General features: G+C 67.6%; 21 protein-coding genes and 2 pseudogenes. 11 read left to right on the top strand and 12 right to left on the bottom strand.

Annotation, left to right across the window (positions count from 1 at the left end; genetic code table 11):
* The 6 genes and pseudogenes from ACFWPJ_RS03045 to ACFWPJ_RS03020 all read left to right on the top strand — a co-directional run.
* Positions 1 to 286 (top strand): annotated as a pseudogene (locus ACFWPJ_RS03045) (hypothetical protein); the annotation flags it as partial.
* Between the two features lie 86 nt (positions 287 to 372).
* Positions 373 to 573 (top strand): hypothetical protein, encoded by a 201-nt coding sequence (locus tag ACFWPJ_RS03040; protein WP_378846379.1) that lies wholly within the window; start codon positions 373 to 375, stop codon positions 571 to 573.
* Positions 570 to 977 carry a type II toxin-antitoxin system VapC family toxin gene (locus ACFWPJ_RS03035; protein WP_378846377.1) on the top strand — a complete coding sequence of 136 codons (408 nt, stop codon included), beginning with the start codon at positions 570 to 572 and terminating at the stop codon, positions 975 to 977. The genes ACFWPJ_RS03040 and ACFWPJ_RS03035 overlap by 4 nt, the downstream gene beginning before the upstream one ends.
* Positions 978 to 1,068: 91 nt before the next feature.
* A complete protein-coding gene (locus ACFWPJ_RS03030; protein WP_378846374.1) occupies positions 1,069 to 1,455 on the top strand; it encodes a hypothetical protein in 387 nt (128 codons plus the stop codon).
* 15 nt (positions 1,456 to 1,470) lie between these two features.
* Positions 1,471 to 1,730: pseudogene (locus ACFWPJ_RS03025) on the top strand (hypothetical protein); the annotation flags it as partial.
* Between the two features lie 88 nt (positions 1,731 to 1,818).
* Positions 1,819 to 2,166 carry a hypothetical protein gene (locus ACFWPJ_RS03020; RefSeq protein WP_378846371.1) on the top strand — a complete coding sequence of 116 codons (348 nt, stop codon included), beginning with the start codon at positions 1,819 to 1,821 and terminating at the stop codon, positions 2,164 to 2,166.
* Between the two features lie 149 nt (positions 2,167 to 2,315).
* On the opposite strand, the gene ACFWPJ_RS03015 is transcribed toward ACFWPJ_RS03020, so the two are convergent.
* Entirely contained in the window at positions 2,316 to 2,645 is a 330-nt protein-coding gene (locus tag ACFWPJ_RS03015) for a helix-turn-helix domain-containing protein (protein WP_378846368.1), read from the bottom strand.
* A gap of 53 nt (positions 2,646 to 2,698) precedes the next feature.
* Positions 2,699 to 3,667, bottom strand: a complete 969-nt coding sequence (locus tag ACFWPJ_RS03010) for a DMT family transporter (RefSeq protein WP_378846366.1) — start codon at positions 3,665 to 3,667, stop codon at positions 2,699 to 2,701.
* Between the two features lie 38 nt (positions 3,668 to 3,705).
* Between ACFWPJ_RS03010 and ACFWPJ_RS03005 the strand changes: the two genes are divergently transcribed.
* Positions 3,706 to 4,236, top strand: a complete 531-nt coding sequence (locus ACFWPJ_RS03005; RefSeq protein WP_378846363.1) for a CGNR zinc finger domain-containing protein — start codon at positions 3,706 to 3,708, stop codon at positions 4,234 to 4,236.
* Here the strand turns inward: ACFWPJ_RS03005 and ACFWPJ_RS03000 are convergent.
* The 3 genes from ACFWPJ_RS03000 to ACFWPJ_RS02990 form a co-directional block, all read right to left on the bottom strand.
* The gene (locus tag ACFWPJ_RS03000; RefSeq protein ID WP_378846361.1) at positions 4,233 to 4,919 is read right to left on the bottom strand and encodes a hypothetical protein; all 687 of its coding nucleotides are present in this window, start codon (positions 4,917 to 4,919) and stop codon (positions 4,233 to 4,235) included. The genes ACFWPJ_RS03005 and ACFWPJ_RS03000 overlap by 4 nt on opposite strands.
* A gap of 68 nt (positions 4,920 to 4,987) precedes the next feature.
* Positions 4,988 to 5,689 (bottom strand): hypothetical protein, encoded by a 702-nt coding sequence (locus ACFWPJ_RS02995; protein WP_378846359.1) that lies wholly within the window; start codon positions 5,687 to 5,689, stop codon positions 4,988 to 4,990.
* 176 nt (positions 5,690 to 5,865) lie between these two features.
* Positions 5,866 to 7,119, bottom strand: coding sequence for an FAD-dependent oxidoreductase (locus tag ACFWPJ_RS02990; RefSeq protein WP_378846356.1), 1,254 nt, complete (start codon positions 7,117 to 7,119; stop codon positions 5,866 to 5,868).
* A gap of 124 nt (positions 7,120 to 7,243) precedes the next feature.
* Here ACFWPJ_RS02990 and ACFWPJ_RS02985 point away from each other — a divergent pair, with 124 nt between their 5' ends.
* Both ACFWPJ_RS02985 and ACFWPJ_RS02980 read left to right on the top strand, forming a co-directional pair.
* Positions 7,244 to 7,576 (top strand): ArsR/SmtB family transcription factor, encoded by a 333-nt coding sequence (locus ACFWPJ_RS02985; protein WP_378846353.1) that lies wholly within the window; start codon positions 7,244 to 7,246, stop codon positions 7,574 to 7,576.
* Positions 7,573 to 8,052 (top strand): SRPBCC family protein, encoded by a 480-nt coding sequence (locus ACFWPJ_RS02980; RefSeq protein WP_378846351.1) that lies wholly within the window; start codon positions 7,573 to 7,575, stop codon positions 8,050 to 8,052. The genes ACFWPJ_RS02985 and ACFWPJ_RS02980 overlap by 4 nt, the downstream gene beginning before the upstream one ends.
* A gap of 40 nt (positions 8,053 to 8,092) precedes the next feature.
* Here ACFWPJ_RS02980 and ACFWPJ_RS02975 read toward each other — a convergent pair whose 3' ends face one another.
* The 5 genes from ACFWPJ_RS02975 to ACFWPJ_RS02955 form a co-directional block, all read right to left on the bottom strand.
* Complete coding sequence (locus tag ACFWPJ_RS02975) at positions 8,093 to 9,082, bottom strand: pirin family protein (protein WP_378846348.1); 990 nt, start codon at positions 9,080 to 9,082, stop codon at positions 8,093 to 8,095.
* Complete coding sequence (locus ACFWPJ_RS02970) at positions 9,079 to 9,510, bottom strand: GNAT family N-acetyltransferase (RefSeq protein ID WP_378846345.1); 432 nt, start codon at positions 9,508 to 9,510, stop codon at positions 9,079 to 9,081. Before ACFWPJ_RS02970 ends, ACFWPJ_RS02975 begins: the two co-directional genes overlap by 4 nt.
* Before the next feature lie 49 nt (positions 9,511 to 9,559).
* Entirely contained in the window at positions 9,560 to 10,576 is a 1,017-nt protein-coding gene (locus tag ACFWPJ_RS02965) for an aldo/keto reductase (protein WP_378846343.1), read from the bottom strand.
* Entirely contained in the window at positions 10,573 to 11,052 is a 480-nt protein-coding gene (locus tag ACFWPJ_RS02960; RefSeq protein ID WP_378846340.1) for a MerR family transcriptional regulator, read from the bottom strand. The genes ACFWPJ_RS02965 and ACFWPJ_RS02960 overlap by 4 nt, the downstream gene beginning before the upstream one ends.
* A gap of 88 nt (positions 11,053 to 11,140) precedes the next feature.
* Positions 11,141 to 11,509, bottom strand: coding sequence for a VOC family protein (locus ACFWPJ_RS02955; RefSeq protein WP_378846337.1), 369 nt, complete (start codon positions 11,507 to 11,509; stop codon positions 11,141 to 11,143).
* Positions 11,510 to 11,557: 48 nt separating this feature from the next.
* Between ACFWPJ_RS02955 and ACFWPJ_RS02950 the strand changes: the two genes are divergently transcribed.
* Positions 11,558 to 11,761 (top strand): hypothetical protein, encoded by a 204-nt coding sequence (locus ACFWPJ_RS02950; protein WP_378846334.1) that lies wholly within the window; start codon positions 11,558 to 11,560, stop codon positions 11,759 to 11,761.
* 11 nt (positions 11,762 to 11,772) lie between these two features.
* On the opposite strand, the gene ACFWPJ_RS02945 is transcribed toward ACFWPJ_RS02950, so the two are convergent.
* Positions 11,773 to 12,264, bottom strand: coding sequence for a SixA phosphatase family protein (locus tag ACFWPJ_RS02945; protein WP_378846331.1), 492 nt, complete (start codon positions 12,262 to 12,264; stop codon positions 11,773 to 11,775).
* A 156-nt stretch (positions 12,265 to 12,420) separates the two neighbouring features.
* On the opposite strand from ACFWPJ_RS02945, the gene ACFWPJ_RS02940 reads away from it, so the two are divergent.
* The gene (locus ACFWPJ_RS02940; RefSeq protein ID WP_378846328.1) at positions 12,421 to 14,088 is read left to right on the top strand and encodes an FAD-dependent oxidoreductase; all 1,668 of its coding nucleotides are present in this window, start codon (positions 12,421 to 12,423) and stop codon (positions 14,086 to 14,088) included.
* A 31-nt stretch (positions 14,089 to 14,119) separates the two neighbouring features.
* Here the strand turns inward: ACFWPJ_RS02940 and ACFWPJ_RS02935 are convergent, their stop codons facing one another.
* Entirely contained in the window at positions 14,120 to 14,893 is a 774-nt protein-coding gene (locus ACFWPJ_RS02935; RefSeq protein ID WP_378846326.1) for an acyl-[acyl-carrier-protein] thioesterase, read from the bottom strand.
* Positions 14,894 to 14,974: the final 81 nt, after the last annotated feature.

Genomic DNA, 14,974 nt, shown 5'->3' with positions numbered 1-14,974 from the left:
GGCGGCGTCCTTCCTGGAGACGACCAGGGTTCTGACGGACGCGGCGATCAACGCCAAGTCCGACTCCCTGATCGGCCTCAAGGAGAACGTCATCATCGGTAAGCTCATCCCGGCCGGTACCGGTATCAACCGCTACCGCAACATCCAGGTGCAGCCGACCGAAGAAGCCCGTGCCGCCGCGTACGCGGTGCCGTCCTACGACGACACCTACTACTCGCCGGACACCTTCGGCACCACCACCGGCGCCGCAGTGCCGCTGGACGACTACGGCTTCAGCGACTACCGCTTGGCAGTAACCCGACCGCCCCGCTCCTTTTTGGTGGGGGGCGTTCGTCGTTCCGATGACCGCGGTGGTTCGGTATCGTGGGACTCATGACCGCGGCCTATGACCACTACCCCGAGCTACACCGGTTGGTCGAGCAGCTACGACCCGAGACCGCCCCGGCGGCCCGCGAGGCATTGCTGCGCCTGGTCAAGTCCGGTACGCCTGACCGACTGGCGGCCCTGCCCACTTTTGACGGGCCGGAAGACCTCAGCGAGCGTATGGACGACGAATTGTTCGATGCGCAGTGACCCTGATCGTTGACGCGAATGTGCTTGTCGCCGTGATGAATCGCAAGGATAAACGCCATGCTGAAATGAAGGCGTTCTTGTCCTCGCGAACCGACGAATTCATCGTGACGCCCTACATTGTTGCTGAAGTGACCTATCTGCTGCAGAAATATGCAGGTGCGCAGGCTGAGATCCAGTTCATGGAGACGGTGCGTAACGGCGTGTTCGGCGAGGAGTTCGAACCCGGCGACGCGGCCCGCATCGTCGAACTGATGAAGCAGTTCGCAAGCTTCCCGCTCGGTGCGGCTGATGCCTCATTGATCGCCGTCGCGGAGCGACTGCAAGTTCGTGACATTGCCACGGCTGACCACCACTTCCGTGCGGTTCGCACTGCGGGGCTCGACTACATCAACGTCGTTCCTTAAGGTCTCCGGCGACGGTAGCCGGGCGGGTGCTGGTTTCGGACCATGGCTCGCTGTCTTTGGGGTAGTTGGGACCGGATCGCTGCGGTACGCTGTGTCGGCCAGATTGCTTGCTGTCCAAGCAGATGACTTAGCCGAGTTCGTCGACTTTTGGATCGATGTGCGAAACAAGCTCGTACATCAGGGGTTTCCGCAGCTGGATGACTGGGTTGTCCCCTCAGATGCGCGAACTGGCAAGACGGTGAATACCACCAATGCCCGCGAGGCCTTCGCCGTGTTCTTGCAGCTGGCGGATCAGACAATCCGTGTCATCGCCGAGGTGGCCGGCTTTCGAGATCCAAGTGAGTTGCACTTGCCGGAGGTGTGGTTGCGCGGGATGGAGGCGCCGCGTGGCGGTGTGTTCGCTGACGCACACCTGCAGCTATGGACTGGTGGGGGAGAGGGAAGAAGACCTCCCTCACTGGAAATGTCCTCTGCGTAGGAGGCCGATGGTGACCGCTCGCAGGGCGTGTCGATCCACGACAAGCACATCGAGGTCATTGTGCGCCAAGATGCTGCGTCGCGTGACGATCATCGATTCTGGTGCGAACGAGTTCCTGCCCGGTTCGTTCACCGAGCGCGCCGAGTTCGAGGCGTCGAACCGCCGCGTACGCGGTGCCGTCCTACGACGACAGGTACTACTCGCCGGACAGCTTCGGTACTGCCACCGGCGCAGCAGTGCCGCTGGACAACTGCGGCTTCAGCGACTACCGCTAAGTTATAGCCAGGCAACAGATTTCGGCCCCCGAGCCGGAGCGCGGCTTTCTCCCGGGTGGTTCCACCGAACTATGCGTACAGTCGCCATGTGAAGTCTCAGACGGTCGTCGCCGCGCTGGCGGTGATCGGTGTGATCGCAGTTGTATTCACGGCCTATCGCGGCGCAGTCACGGTGATGTCCGAGCAGGTTGTCCTGGGTTGCAGCGAACAGCGCAGCATCCTGCACTGCGTGTACCACCGCACAACGCCGGGGCTGTTGAGCACCGAGTACCAGATCGTCGTCGGTACCTCACCCAATCGTGGATTGATCTACGACGTCCCCTACCCGGCGCACGACACCCGCACCTCCTGGGACGCCGATACAGGGCTGCTGACGATCGCGATGCCCGGCACCGCGCTGACAATCACAGAAGCGGAATACGTCGACACTCGGTAGCTCGAGTCGGGTTGCCGACTGCTCGGCGGAGCTTTGTCCGCCGCAACTGACCCTGTGTTTCAGCGGGGTCGGGCCTACGAAGCTCAGGCCGGAGGTGGTTTAGTGGCGGGCTCCCGCGCAGTCGACAGCGTGCGTGGTCGCCGCGGCGGTCAGGCCACCTTGATCGTGTGCGGCCCGACGCTGACGCTGATGTCGACGTGTCCGCCGAGTGCGCGGGCGTAGGCGCGGAGGGTGTCGAGTTCCATGGCGGCGAGGTCGCCGTTCTCGATCTGCGAGATCCGTGCCTGACTGACACCGAGGGCGGCGGCAAGTTCGGCCTGCGTTTTGCCGATCGTTTGGCGGAGTTCCTCGAGATGGTGGCCGGCGATTCTGCCATCCAGCTGTGCCGCGGCCGCCGCCTGAATCTCTGGGTCGGCCAGCTCCGGATGCAACCGGTGGGCTTCTTCCTTCACCTCACGCCAATTACGTGCGCCAGTCATCGTCCCTCCTTCGCTATAAGTCACAACTTATGTCTTGCCGGCGCAATTTGTGGTCAGTTGGCGGTGGCGGTCTGCGCGTCGGGATCGCCGACTGTGACTGTTTCGGGTTCGCCGAGGCGGACGGTGATGACGCCGATGAGAATCAGTGCGCCGCCGAGTAATTGGATCGGGCGGGGGGCTTCGCCGAGTAGGGCCCAGGCGAACAGGAGGGCGGCGAGGACCTCGGTGAGGGCTACGAAGGAGGCCAGGCGGGAGCCGAGGCGGCGGGTGGCGGCGATGCCGGTGACGTAGGCGATGGCGGCGGTGACTATGCCGATGAGCAGGACGGGGGTCCACCAGGGGGTGGTGAAGTCGGCGAAGACGACCGGGTTGGTGGTGGCGTGCAGGGGGACGATTCCTGCCACGCCTGCCAGGAGCAAGGTGACGCCGCCGATGAGCAGGCCGCCTGCGGCGAGGACGGTGCCGGGGAGGTCGACGCCTTGGGCGGAGAGGACGAAATACGCTGCGGCGCCGACCATTGCGGCCAGGGCCCAGACGATGCCGATCGGATCGGTGGACAGGCCTGATGCCACGTCGAGGACCAGCAGCAAGCCGGTGATGCCGAGAATCGCGCCTGCGACGGTCGCCGTGCCGGGTTGCTGCCGGTGGCGCACCCACAGCCAGCCGACGACGGCGATCGGCGCGGTGTACTCGATGAGCAGCGCGGCGCCGACCGCCATGTGCGCGACGGCGTTGAAGTAGGCGAGCTGCGTACCCGCCACGGCGACCAGTCCGTACGCGGTGATGAGTTTCGCGTTGGCGCGCACCAGGTTCCAGTTGCCGCGCAGCTGGGGGATCGCCAGCGGCAGCAGCACGACTCCGGCCAGCAGCACGCGCGCGGCGACGACGGATGCCGCGCTCCACCCCGCGTTCATCAGTCCGCGCGCGAGCGGGCCGGACAGGCCGAACGAGGTGGCGGAGGCCAGCGCGAGCAGCAGCCCGGACCGCATCCGGTTCGCGCTGTCATGCGTCAAAGTCGCCATGACTAATGACGGTAAGGAGCCTGCGGTAATATGTCAATGTGGTTTTCGCTCATGACACCGAGGCGGCGCTGCTGGCGGCGGTCGAACTGGTCAACTCCGCCGAAGACCCCGACACGCTGACCGAGACAGCGCAGCTCGACGAGTTCTTCGACCGGCACGTCTACACCGGCGTGCACACCGGCGACGCCGCGGAACTGGCCGCCGTGCGGGCCTTACGCGCCTCGCTGCGCCGCATGCTGATGAGCGACCGCGACACCGCGGTCACCCTGGTGAACGAGACCCTCGCCGAGCACCGCGCTGTCCCGCAATTGGTCCGGCACGGCGATGTCGACTACCACGTCCACGCCGTGCCGCCCGAGGCCCCGCTACCGGTCCGCATCGCCGTCGAGACCGCCATGGCGATGATCGACCTGATCCGCGCCGACGACCTCAGCCGCCTGTCGATCTGCGCCGACGACACCTGCGAAGGCCTGGTTCTAGACCTGTCGCGCAACCGTTCCCGCCGCTATTGCAGCACCGCCTGCGGCAACCGCAATGCCGTCGCGGCCTACCGGGCGCGGCAACGCTAGAGCCCGCGCACCTTCGGGCACTTCTTGCCAGCCAGGTGACACTTGTCCTCGAAGCCTGCGGGCAGCCACGTCCCGGTCCGCAGCAGCGGATGATGCGGAAAGTGCTGCAGCGCCGCGGTGACGAAGATCAGCGGCGCCCACGCACTGCGGATCTGCAGTTGCTGCATGGTGCCGTTGCGGTCAGGGAACCGGCAGCCGACCAGGTCGGGTGCGGTGAGGTCGACACTCTCCAGCGCCGACCAGTACAGCGAGAACGACCGCTCCGGATTCGCCAGGTGAATCCGCCGATTCGAGATCATCGCCGACCCCGGCCGTTCGGCGATCCATCGCGGTTGCGCCGCCGCCTCGGCGCGCGACCGCCTGGTCTCGTTGCGCACCCCATTGCCCAGGTGCGCGACCGCGCCGAGCGGCGTCTGCCCGTCGGCGCGCACCCGGCCCCGCGACCACCGACCGTCCCCGGCACCACGCCAGATGAACCACTGGACTCCGCCGTCGGCCAGGCAGGTCTCGCCGGGCTCCAGCCGGACCCGCGTCGCGGTGGACGGGATCTGCGCGACCCGCCCACTCGCGATCAGCTCGGCTACCCCACACGTGTACAGCAGGTAATCGTCGAACCACGTCCATCCGGCCTGCTCGGCCAAGGCCCGATCGATATCGGCCAGCGGGTCGAACACGTCTCTCACCACCCACTCACAACGCGCGGAGCTTCTTCCTGACCACGGTAGCGGAGGGTGATGGTGCTACTCAGCGCTCAGGGCGCCCCGGTGACGTAGGCGATCGCGGTATCGATCGCCGGCTGTCCGCCCGCCATCGCGTACCCGGCCATCGCGCCGATCGCGGCACCCGCCACGGTCGCGACCGGGACGGTGATGAAGTCGAGGACGAACAGTCCGAGCGGGAAGCCGAGAACGAAGCCGATGGCGGCCCCGATCGCCGCGCCCTGGATGATCTGCGGCTGCAGGCGCTGCGTCTCGGCGTAGAACCGCTCCTGGGCGCTGATCTCGCGCACCGGCGCATCGGCCTCGCCGACCGGGGTGAGCGTCAGGCGGGTGCCCGACTCGTCGATCGCGGGGGTGAGCGGCACGGAGTGCTCACCGAGGCGCACGACCATCGGCAGCGCGGCGATCACCGCGCCGGAGGCATCGGTGACCGTGACGACCTTCGCGTCGTGCACGAGCTGGAACTGTCCCGCGTCGAGCGTCGTCACCGCGGCACGCCGATCCTCGGACACGCCGACCTGGTAGTTCACGCCCCTGTCGACGCTGCGCAAGGCGGGCAGCGGCGTGATGCCGGGCTGGGTGCCCGCCGGGACCGATTCGGTGGGCTGCGCAGGCAGCGGCGTGACGCCGGGCTGGGTGCCGACGGGTCCGGGCTCGGCGGCGCCTGCTCCCGTGCCGGCCAAGGTAACTCCCACTGCCAGCAAAGCCGCCCCGACCACAGTGCCGAACTCCATCCCGTAAGCCTCCCGCTGAAATCAACCCGGGACCGATTCGTCCCGTTCATCGCGGCAAACCTAACCGCTGGAGAAGTTTTCGAGAAGTTGTCGCGAGGCCGCTCGGCGCCGGCGTCACGAGGATCACAGGGACGCCGTCGACCCCTCGGTCCGGTCGCCGAGGCAGTTCCACGCGGTCAGCGGGTCGTGGCAGGCCGCTCCGCCCCGATCGGTGGGCGGCGAGCGAAATCCGGTGCGTGTTCCGGGCGGATGCCGATGCCGCCGAGGTAGGCGACGAGTCCGGCGAGCGTCGGTACGGCATCGACGACGCGCAACGGCAGCGGCGCCGTGTGTAGCGTGCCCCGCAGCGCGGGCGCGATGAGCAGGTCGTGTTCGCCGCGCTGGGCCCGCTGGGTGAAGCTCGCGGGCAGCATCCGCCTGCGCTGCACCTTCTCCAGGTCGGCGGTTTGTACGACGCGGTCGAGCAGCGGTCGCGCCAGGATGCGCGCGGCCGCGACGGCATCCTGCACGGCAAGGTTGACGCCGACCCCACCGACCGGCGACATGGTGTGCGCGGCATCGCCGATACACAGCAGGCCGGGCACATGCCACCGGTCGAGCATGCCGACGGTCACCTCGAGCAACTTCACGTCGTCCCAGGACCGGATCGTCGCCGTCGTCTCGGTGGGCCAATCGAAGAGTTCGGCCAGGCGATCACGCAGCCACTGCACGTCGTGTTCCGCGCGCAGTGTTGCGTCGCAACCCTTTTCGATGATGTAGCCGGTCTGGTAGTAATCCCCGCGGTCGATGGTTATCGCGGAATTGCCGCTGGTGAACCGCACCTGCACGGCGCCACCAGGGTCGTCCGCCGCTTTGGGAACACGGAAGAACCACATGTCCATCGGCACGTCTTCCCTGCGCTGACGCAGTCCAGCTGCCTCGCGGGCAACGGAATCGCGCCCGTCGCAGGCGATCACGAGATCTGCCCGCAACTCGTGCTCTGCGGCGTCGGCATCGCGGTAACGCACGCCGCCGACGGTGTCGTCGTCCCGGATCAGCCCGACGACCGGTGAATTCATCCGCAGCGTGAAATTCGGCTCCTGCGCCGCGGCCCGCGCGAGCAGGTCGAGGAAATCCCACTGCGGCACCATCGCGATATGCCGGTACCTACCCGGAATCCGGCCCAGATCAGCGGCGACCACGGTCCGATCACCCGCGTACATGCACATCCGCGTCACTTTCGACTGCGGGATCGCGGCGAACTCGTCCCCGAGCCCGAGCTCGTCGAGCAACCGCACCGTCGACGGATGCACCGTGTCGCCCCGGAAGTCCCGCAGAAAATCCCCGTGTTTCTCGAGCACGGTGACCTCGACGCCTGCCCTGGCCAGCAACAACCCGGTCATCATTCCGGCCGGTCCGCCACCGACGATGCAGCAGGTGGTCTTGTCCATGAATTCCCCCTCGGAAGTCGTTGTCTACGACAAAGCGTAGTAGTAAACCCGGGGCGGATCAAGGGTTTTCGGAGAGTGCCGGCGACTCTTGACACCCGCCGCCGCGCGCGCAATACTGAACTAGATGGTTCAGTATGACTTCCTGGATGCCTCGTTCGGGGCGCTCGCGGACCCCACTCGGCGGGGAATACTCGAGCACCTCGGTCGTGGGCCCGCGAGTATCAGCGAGTTGGCCGAGCGGTTCGAGATGACCCTGACCGGCATCAAGAAGCACATCGGGTTGCTCGAGGACGCGGGCATGGTGGTCACCGAGAAGCGTGGGCGGGTCCGGTACTGCCGGATCGGCGAGCACGTCTTCGATCGGGAGGTGGCCTGGATGCAGGGTTATCGGCAGATGCTCGAAGCCCGGATGGACCGTCTCGGCGAATTCCTGCAACGATCGGAGCCAGAGCAATGAGCACAACCACCAACAACGCGGTCATCACCTCGACCTCGGACCGCGAAGTCCACATCGAACGCGATTTCGACGCACCGCTGGACCGGGTGTGGAACGCCTACAGCCGGATCGAGCAGCTCTCGCGGTGGTGGGGCCGCGGCCACGTGGTCGACGTCGAGCGCTGGGAATTCCGCAAGGGCGGGCACTGGCGCTTCGTCGAGCACGAGGGCGACGAGTCCTACGGTTTCGAGGGCCGATTCCGCGAGATCACTCCTAAGGAGAAGATCGTGCAGTCCTTCGAATGGGACGGCATGCCCGCGCACATCTCGATCGACTCGACGACCTTCGTCGACCTCGGCAACGGCCGCACCAGGGTCGTCACCGACAGCATCTTCCACACCGCCGACGAATGCGCGGGCATGCTCGCCTCCGGCATGGAAGACGGCCTCAACGACAGCTACCGCGCCCTCGATGCCCTGCTCGCCGAAGGCCGCTGAGTACCGAGTGATCCGGCGCCGCGGGGAAGGCGGTGCCGGATCAACGGTGGGTGCAGCCGGTGGCTCGCTTGCGTGGCTTCAGCCGCAGCGGTGGTAGCGGTGGCGCGGGAATCCGCTCCCCGGGCCCGTGCCCGAGGATCTCGCCGAAACGGCTGGTGTCGTGGGCTTCCCAAGCCTCGCGGGCCGCGACGATCTCGTCGTGGCTACGGCCGACGAAGTTCCACCACATCACCAGTTCCTCGGCGAACGGTTCGCCACCGATCAGCGCGAAGTGCGCACCGTCGGTGCTCTCCAGGAGCAGCTCGGCGCGGTCGGTGCCCAGGTACAGTAGCGGGCCCGGGGTGAGTTCGGTGCCGTCGACCTCGACACTGCCCTCGATCACCAGCACCGCGTGCTCGAAGGCGCGTTCCAGCGGCAGCCGCACCACGGCGCCGGGATCGAGCACGATGTCGGCCCCCACGATCGGGGTGTAGGCCTTCGCCGGTGAGGTGACCCCGCCCAGCGAGCCGATCAGGACAGTGGCCCGCAGCCCCGGCTCCTCGTAGACGGGCAGTTCGCGATGCTGCTCGAAATGCGGGTCGACGCCGGTCGCGGTGCCGGGCAAGGCGATCCACAGCTGCAGGCCGTTGCCCGCGTGCGCGCCGGGAACCCCGAACTCCGAATGCGCGATGCCGCGACCCGAGGTCATCAGGTTCAGCTGACCCGGCTCGATCTCGACATCGGAGCCCACCGAATCGCGATGCCGGATCCGGCCGTCGAACGGCCAGGTCACCGTCTGCAACCCGATATGCGGGTGGGGAAGGATGTCGGGGGAGGCCCCGGTCCGCGTGACGGTCGGCGAACCGAACCGGTCGAGAAAACACCACGCGCCGACGGTCGGCAGATCACGTTGCGGCAGTGTGCGTTCCACGTACACCCCGCGGACGCCGCCGAGCGGTACCTCCCTGGCGGGGTACAGCTCGGTGATCGGTCCCGGACTCGGCGACGGCTCACACAGCGCCTCGGCGGGATCGGCCTCCAGGTCGCTCACGGCACGATGCCCTTGCCCACCACGTGCGCGTCGTACTCGGGGTGCTTGTCGAGGTAGCCGCGAATGAACTGGCAGTGCGCGGTGATGGTGCGATCGCGCGCGATCACGTCCTCGACGGCGTGGCGGGCGAGCACACTGCCCAGGCCCTTGCCCGCGAAGGCGTCGTCGATCTCGGTGTGCACGAAGTCGGTGTCGTTGTCGCGCTCGATGTACTCGGCGAATCCGGCCAGTTCACCGTCGTAGAACACGTCGTAGCGGTCCTTCTCCGCATTGCGCGTCACCCGGCGTTCGGGCTCGGTCGAAGCGGGCTGCGCGGCGGGGGTGGTATCGGACATCTTGTTGCGCTCCTTCCGCACCGGAACAAGGTGCGCGCTCAGGATCGATACGCGGTTGAACGCACCGATCGCGACGGTGATCCAGACGATCACCGATGCTAGCCCGCGCGCCGCGGCCAGTCGGACCGCGGCGCGGCGGCCGCTACTCCCGGCCCGCCGAGGTGAAAGACATGTCGGCGTACCGGTTGCCCGCCACCTGGCCGGCGATCGGTTCCAGAGTGGCCAGCTCCTCGGCGGTGAGGCGCACCGTGGCCGCCGCGACGTTCTCGGCCAGCCTGCTGCGCTTACGGGTGCCGGGGATCGGCACCACCGCGAGACCGTGCACCTCGGCGCGGGCGTGCACCCACGCCAGCGCGGCCTGGGCCTGGGTGATCCCGTGTGCCGCGGCGATCGCGGCCAGCGGGGCGAGCAGCTCGGCATTGTGCTCGGCGTTGTCGCCGGTGAACCGGGGCTGGAACTGACGGAAGTCCTTGTCGCCCAGATCGTTCGCGGTACGGAAGGCGCCGGTGAGGAAGCCGCGGCCCAGCGGCGAGTACGGCACGAAGGCCACGCCGAGTTCGGCCGCGGCGGGTACCGCGGTGCGCTCCACATCGCGGGAGAACAGCGACCACTCCGACTGCAGCGCCGCGATCGGGTGCACCGCGTGCGCGGCGCGCAGTTCGGCACCGGTCACCTCGGACAGGCCCAGCGTGCGCACCTTGCCCGCCGCGACGAGTTCGGCCAGCGTGCCCACGGTGTCCTCGATCGGCACGGCCGGGTCGCGGCGGTGCATGTAGTACAGGTCGATGGTGTCGATGCCGAGCCTGCGCAGGCTGGCGTCGACGCAGGCGTGGATGTAGGCGGGGGAGTTGTCGAAGCCGCGGAAGGCCGGGTCGTCGGCCTTGCGGACCATGCCGAACTTGGTGGCGATCACCAGGTTCTCCCGGTTGGCGCGGACGAAGTCGGCGAGGAATTCCTCGTTGTGGCCCGAGCCGTAGACATCGGCGGTGTCGAACAGGGTGACGCCGAGTTCGAGCGCGTGATCGAGGGTGGCCCGCGATTCGGTCAGGTCGCTGTCGCCGTAGAACTCGCTGATGCCCATGCAGCCGAGGCCCTGCGTGCCGACCACGGGGCCGTCGGTGCCGAGGGTGACGGTGGGCAGTGTCGCGGTGGTGCTCATGCTTCGGTTCCTTCGCTCGTGTACGCGGTGAGCGTGGCCGGCCGGTCGACCTCGGATCGGCCTTCGTAGATGGCGATCTTGTAGTCGAGGACGGCCACGGTCTGCTGGAGTTCCGCGATCTTGTCGAGCACGTCGGATCTGGTCTGCCGGAACATCGCCAGCCGCTCGGGGTAGGTGTGTTCGCCCGCCCGCACCAGTTCGGCGTAGCGGATCATGTCGGCGACCGGCATGCCGGTCAGCCGTAACCGGCCGATCAGCGCCAGCCACTCCAGGTCGCGATCGCTGAAGCGGCGGTTGCCGGTGTGGTCGCGGCCGATGTAGCCCATCAGCCCGATCCGCTCGTACCAGCGCAGGGTGTCGCGACTGAGACCCGATCGCCCGGCGACCTCGCCGATCGAGTATTTCGGGCGCTCCCGATCGTCGTCTCCGCTGTTGGTGCGCAGAGTGTTGGTGCGCAGAGCCGCGTCCTGATCCATCGTGCTCGTCCCTTCCCGTGGAACCCCACCGACGCTATCCACCTGGAGTGCACTCCAAGCAAGACCTATTCTCGCGGGACGAACGAACTCAGTTGTACTTCGGCAGCTCCTGGACGGCCCACTGATTGCCGTCGGGATCCTTGAAGAAGGTGAACAGCCCCCAGCCCATGTCCTGCACCGGGCTGGCCTCGACACCCGCGGCGACGAGCTGGTCGTAGGCCTGCTGCGCGCTGGGCACGACCATCTGCATGCCTTCGACGCTGCCGGGGGCGGCACTGGTCAAGCCGCGGCCGATGCAGATCGAGCAGCCGGAGCCGGGCGGGGTGAGCTGGACGAAGCGGATGTCCGGGCTCGGAGTGTGGTCGTGATCGGCGTTGAAGCCGATACTGGTGTAGAAGTCCTTGGCCCGATCGACGTCGGTGACCGGGATGGCAACGAGTTCGATTTTCCAATCCATGCCGTTGAGCATGGCACCGGAGACCGACAGAAACGTAGTGTGGATCACATGGCAGGTAAGGACATCGACCGGATCAGGGCCCGCTCGGCCTGGGAGACGGTCAAAGAGAGCCCCGTGATCACCGCGATCGCGGTGGCCCCGGTGGTGTTGGTACTCGGCGTGGTGTGGGCGCTGACGAACGGCTTCGTCGCCTTGGTGCTGCTCGCGCTACTGGCTGTCGGCGTCGTCGTCGGCGGCAAGCTGCTCGAGTAGCCTGCCCGGACTCAGCGTGGGACATGAAAATACGTGAGTTCGCCCGAACCGGGGTCCAGCTGCGCCCACGGGCGGTCGAACTCGAGCACGGCCAGCGCCGAGGTCGGGAACTTGCGGCTGAGCTCGGTCGCCTGATCGGACTCGCGGTTGGCCGCCAGTTCCCACGCGGTCCACGGTATTCCGGGCACGTGCCCGACGACGAGCAGGGTCTCGATCGCGTCGTCGGTGAGCTGGATCAGCTCGATCAGCGTGTGCGGGCTGGCCTCGTAGATGTCGTCGGTGTACTCCACCGGCGCGGCGATGCCGGTGGCCGCGAGGGTCTGCCTGGTGCGTGTCGCGGTCGAGCAGCGGACCGCGTCGATGGGCGGCTGGGTGGTGCGCAGCCACTCGCCCGCCAGCGCCGCTTCCCGCTGTCCGCGCGGTGCCAGCGGGCGGGCGTGATCGCCTACACCCTCGGGGTAGGCCGATTTTCCGTGCCGCATCAGGATGAGGGTCGCCGCCATGGAACAACCGTAATCCCGACCGCGGGTGAGGTCGCGGTCACACTCGAGGCACACTGAAAGCTACGTCACCGTAGACGTGTTCGTGGCACACCCGCCGCGGGCCCGCCGCGGAGGGCGTCTCGAGCCACCGACCACATATTTCGAGGATCTGCACCTATGGCCTACGTCATCACGCAGCGTTGTTGCAACGACGCCAGCTGCGTCACCGAGTGCCCGGTCGACTGCATTCGCCCGACTCCGGATCAGCCGGAGTTCGCCACGGCGGAGATGCTGTACATCGACCCCGACACCTGCATCGACTGCGGCGCCTGTGTCGACGCCTGCCCGGTGGACGCCATCTTCTCCGAGGACGACCTGCTCGCCTCGCTGGCCAGGTATCGCGAGATCAACGCCGCCTACTTCCAGCGCCACCCGCTGGAGTCGAACTTCGATCCGCTGGCGACGCCGACGCGTCCGCCCAAGGATCTGGGGACCCTGCGCGTCGCGATCGTCGGCGCGGGCCCGGCGGCCTGCTACGCCGCCGACGAACTGCTCCGGCGCAGCGATGTCGAGGTCGAGATGTTCGACCGCCTGCCGACCCCGTGGGGTCTGGTGCGCGCGGGCGTCGCACCCGACCACGCGGGCACCAAGGGCGTGGCGAACATGTTCGAGTCGGCCTTCCGCCGCGACACGCTGCAGTACTACCTCAACGTCGAGGTGGGTGAGCACATCGATCACCAGGAGCTGCTCGACCACCACCACGCGGTGATCTACGCCGTCGGCGCGTCCAGCGATCGCAAGCTCGGCGTGCCCGGCGAGGACCTGCCCGGCAGCCACTCGGCCACCGAGTTCGTCGCCTGGTACAACGGACACCCCGACTTCGCCGACCGCGAATTCGACCTGTCCGGCGAGCGCGCGGTGATCGTCGGCAACGGCAACGTCGCGCTCGATGTCGCCCGCGTGCTCACCGTCGACCCGGACGAGCTCGCCAAGACCGACATCGCCGACCACGCGCTGGACGCGTTGCGCCGCAGCAATATCCGCGAGGTGGTGATCCTCGGCAGGCGCGGCCCGCTGCAGGCCGCCTACAGCACGCCGGAGTTCCTGGCGCTGACGCATCTGAAGGGCGTAGACGTCGAGGTCGACCCGGCCGACCTGGAGCTGGACCCGCACAGCCGCGCCATTCTCGACGACCCGAACATCGAGCCGTCGCTGCGGCTGAAGTACCAGCTCGCCCAGGAGTACTCGACCGCGCAGCCCGATCCGTCGCGCAAGCGGATCGCCTTCCGCTACCTGACGACCCCGACCGCGGTGCACGGCGACGACCAGGTCACCTCGATCGAATTCGCGCACAACGAATTGACCGAGGAGAACGGGCAATTGGTGGCCACCGCCACCGACCGCACCGAGACGCTCGGCACCGGACTGGTACTGCGCTCGATCGGTTATCGCGGCGTGCCCGTCGCCGGCCTGCCGTTCGACGAGCGGCGCGGCATCGTGCCCAGCGAGCACGGCCGGGTCATCGAAGCGACCGAGCCGGTGCCTGGCGTGTACGTGTCCGGCTGGATCAAGCGCGGGCCGCGCGGTGTGATCGGCTCCAACCGGGTCGACGCCGAGGAGACCGTGGAAGCCGTGATCGCCGACTTCATCGCGGGCAAGCTCACCGCGCCGACCGGTGACCGGGCCGCGCTGCAGGCGCTGCTCGCCGAGCGGCAGCCGGATCTGGTCGACCGCAAGGGCTGGAAGACCATCGACCAGGCCGAGAAGTCCGCAGGCAAGGCGGCGGGCAGGCCGCGCGTCAAGTTCACCACCCGCGCCGACCTGCTCAAAGCGGCGAAGGGCTAACGGAGCGCCCCGGCCCGGAAAGGGGCCGGGGCTATTCCGGCAGCGGCATGATCCGCACGACGGTGGTGGTCGTGCCGCCGACGACGAACCACAGCCGCAGCACTTGCTGACCGTTCCGGTCGCCCGGCTCGTATCGGCCGCGCACGGTGATGTGCTCGCGAGCCAGCACCGGCGCCACGTACTCGATCACCGCGCGATGCGGTCCGGCGACGAGCTTCGGGTAGTCGACCAGGAACTGCTCGACGGCCTGCCAGTAGCAGGTGTGGTTGACGTGGTTGAACTGGTCGATATCGGTCGCGCGCACCGGGAAGGGCAGATCGGTCTCGGACTCGCGCGGGGCCGGATCGGTGAGGTAGGGCCGCCAGCGCAGCCGGTGCTCGTCGGTGGATCGGGCCAGGTAGGCGAGGCCCTCGTCGCTGATCCGGGCGGGCAGGTTGCTCGATTCGCTGAGGTTGATCCAGAAGCCCTCGGTCTCGATCAGACCGCCGCCGTCGCTGGTGATCCGGGTGCGCATGTTCGTCCAGCGGGTCGACATGCTCGAGCACCAGCGGGTCAGGCGCACCTGATCGGGCCAGGTGACCGGCCGGATGACATCGATGACGGTGCGGCGCACGATCCAGGTGGGGTCGGTGCGATGCAATGTCGTCTGCTGGAGTTCGTCCCAGGAGATGTCCTGCAGATAGCGCGCCACCGCGTCGAGGCGCAGCCGCTGATAGGGATCCACGTCGCCAGCCCGGACGGGCCACGCCGCGGCGAAACCCATGCCCTCCTGGGGAAGCGGGGCCAGTGGCTGATCGAGTGACACGTGTGCTCCTTGCACGGCCCACCGGGGTGTGCCGCGACTTCTTGCGTAGTTCTGCACACGACTTTACGGGTCGCAGATCAC

The sequence above is a fragment of the Nocardia sp. NPDC058497 genome (genome assembly GCF_042720195.1).
GTDB lineage: Bacteria > Actinomycetota > Actinomycetes > Mycobacteriales > Mycobacteriaceae > Nocardia.
This window is presented reverse-complemented; position numbering and strand designations above follow the sequence as displayed.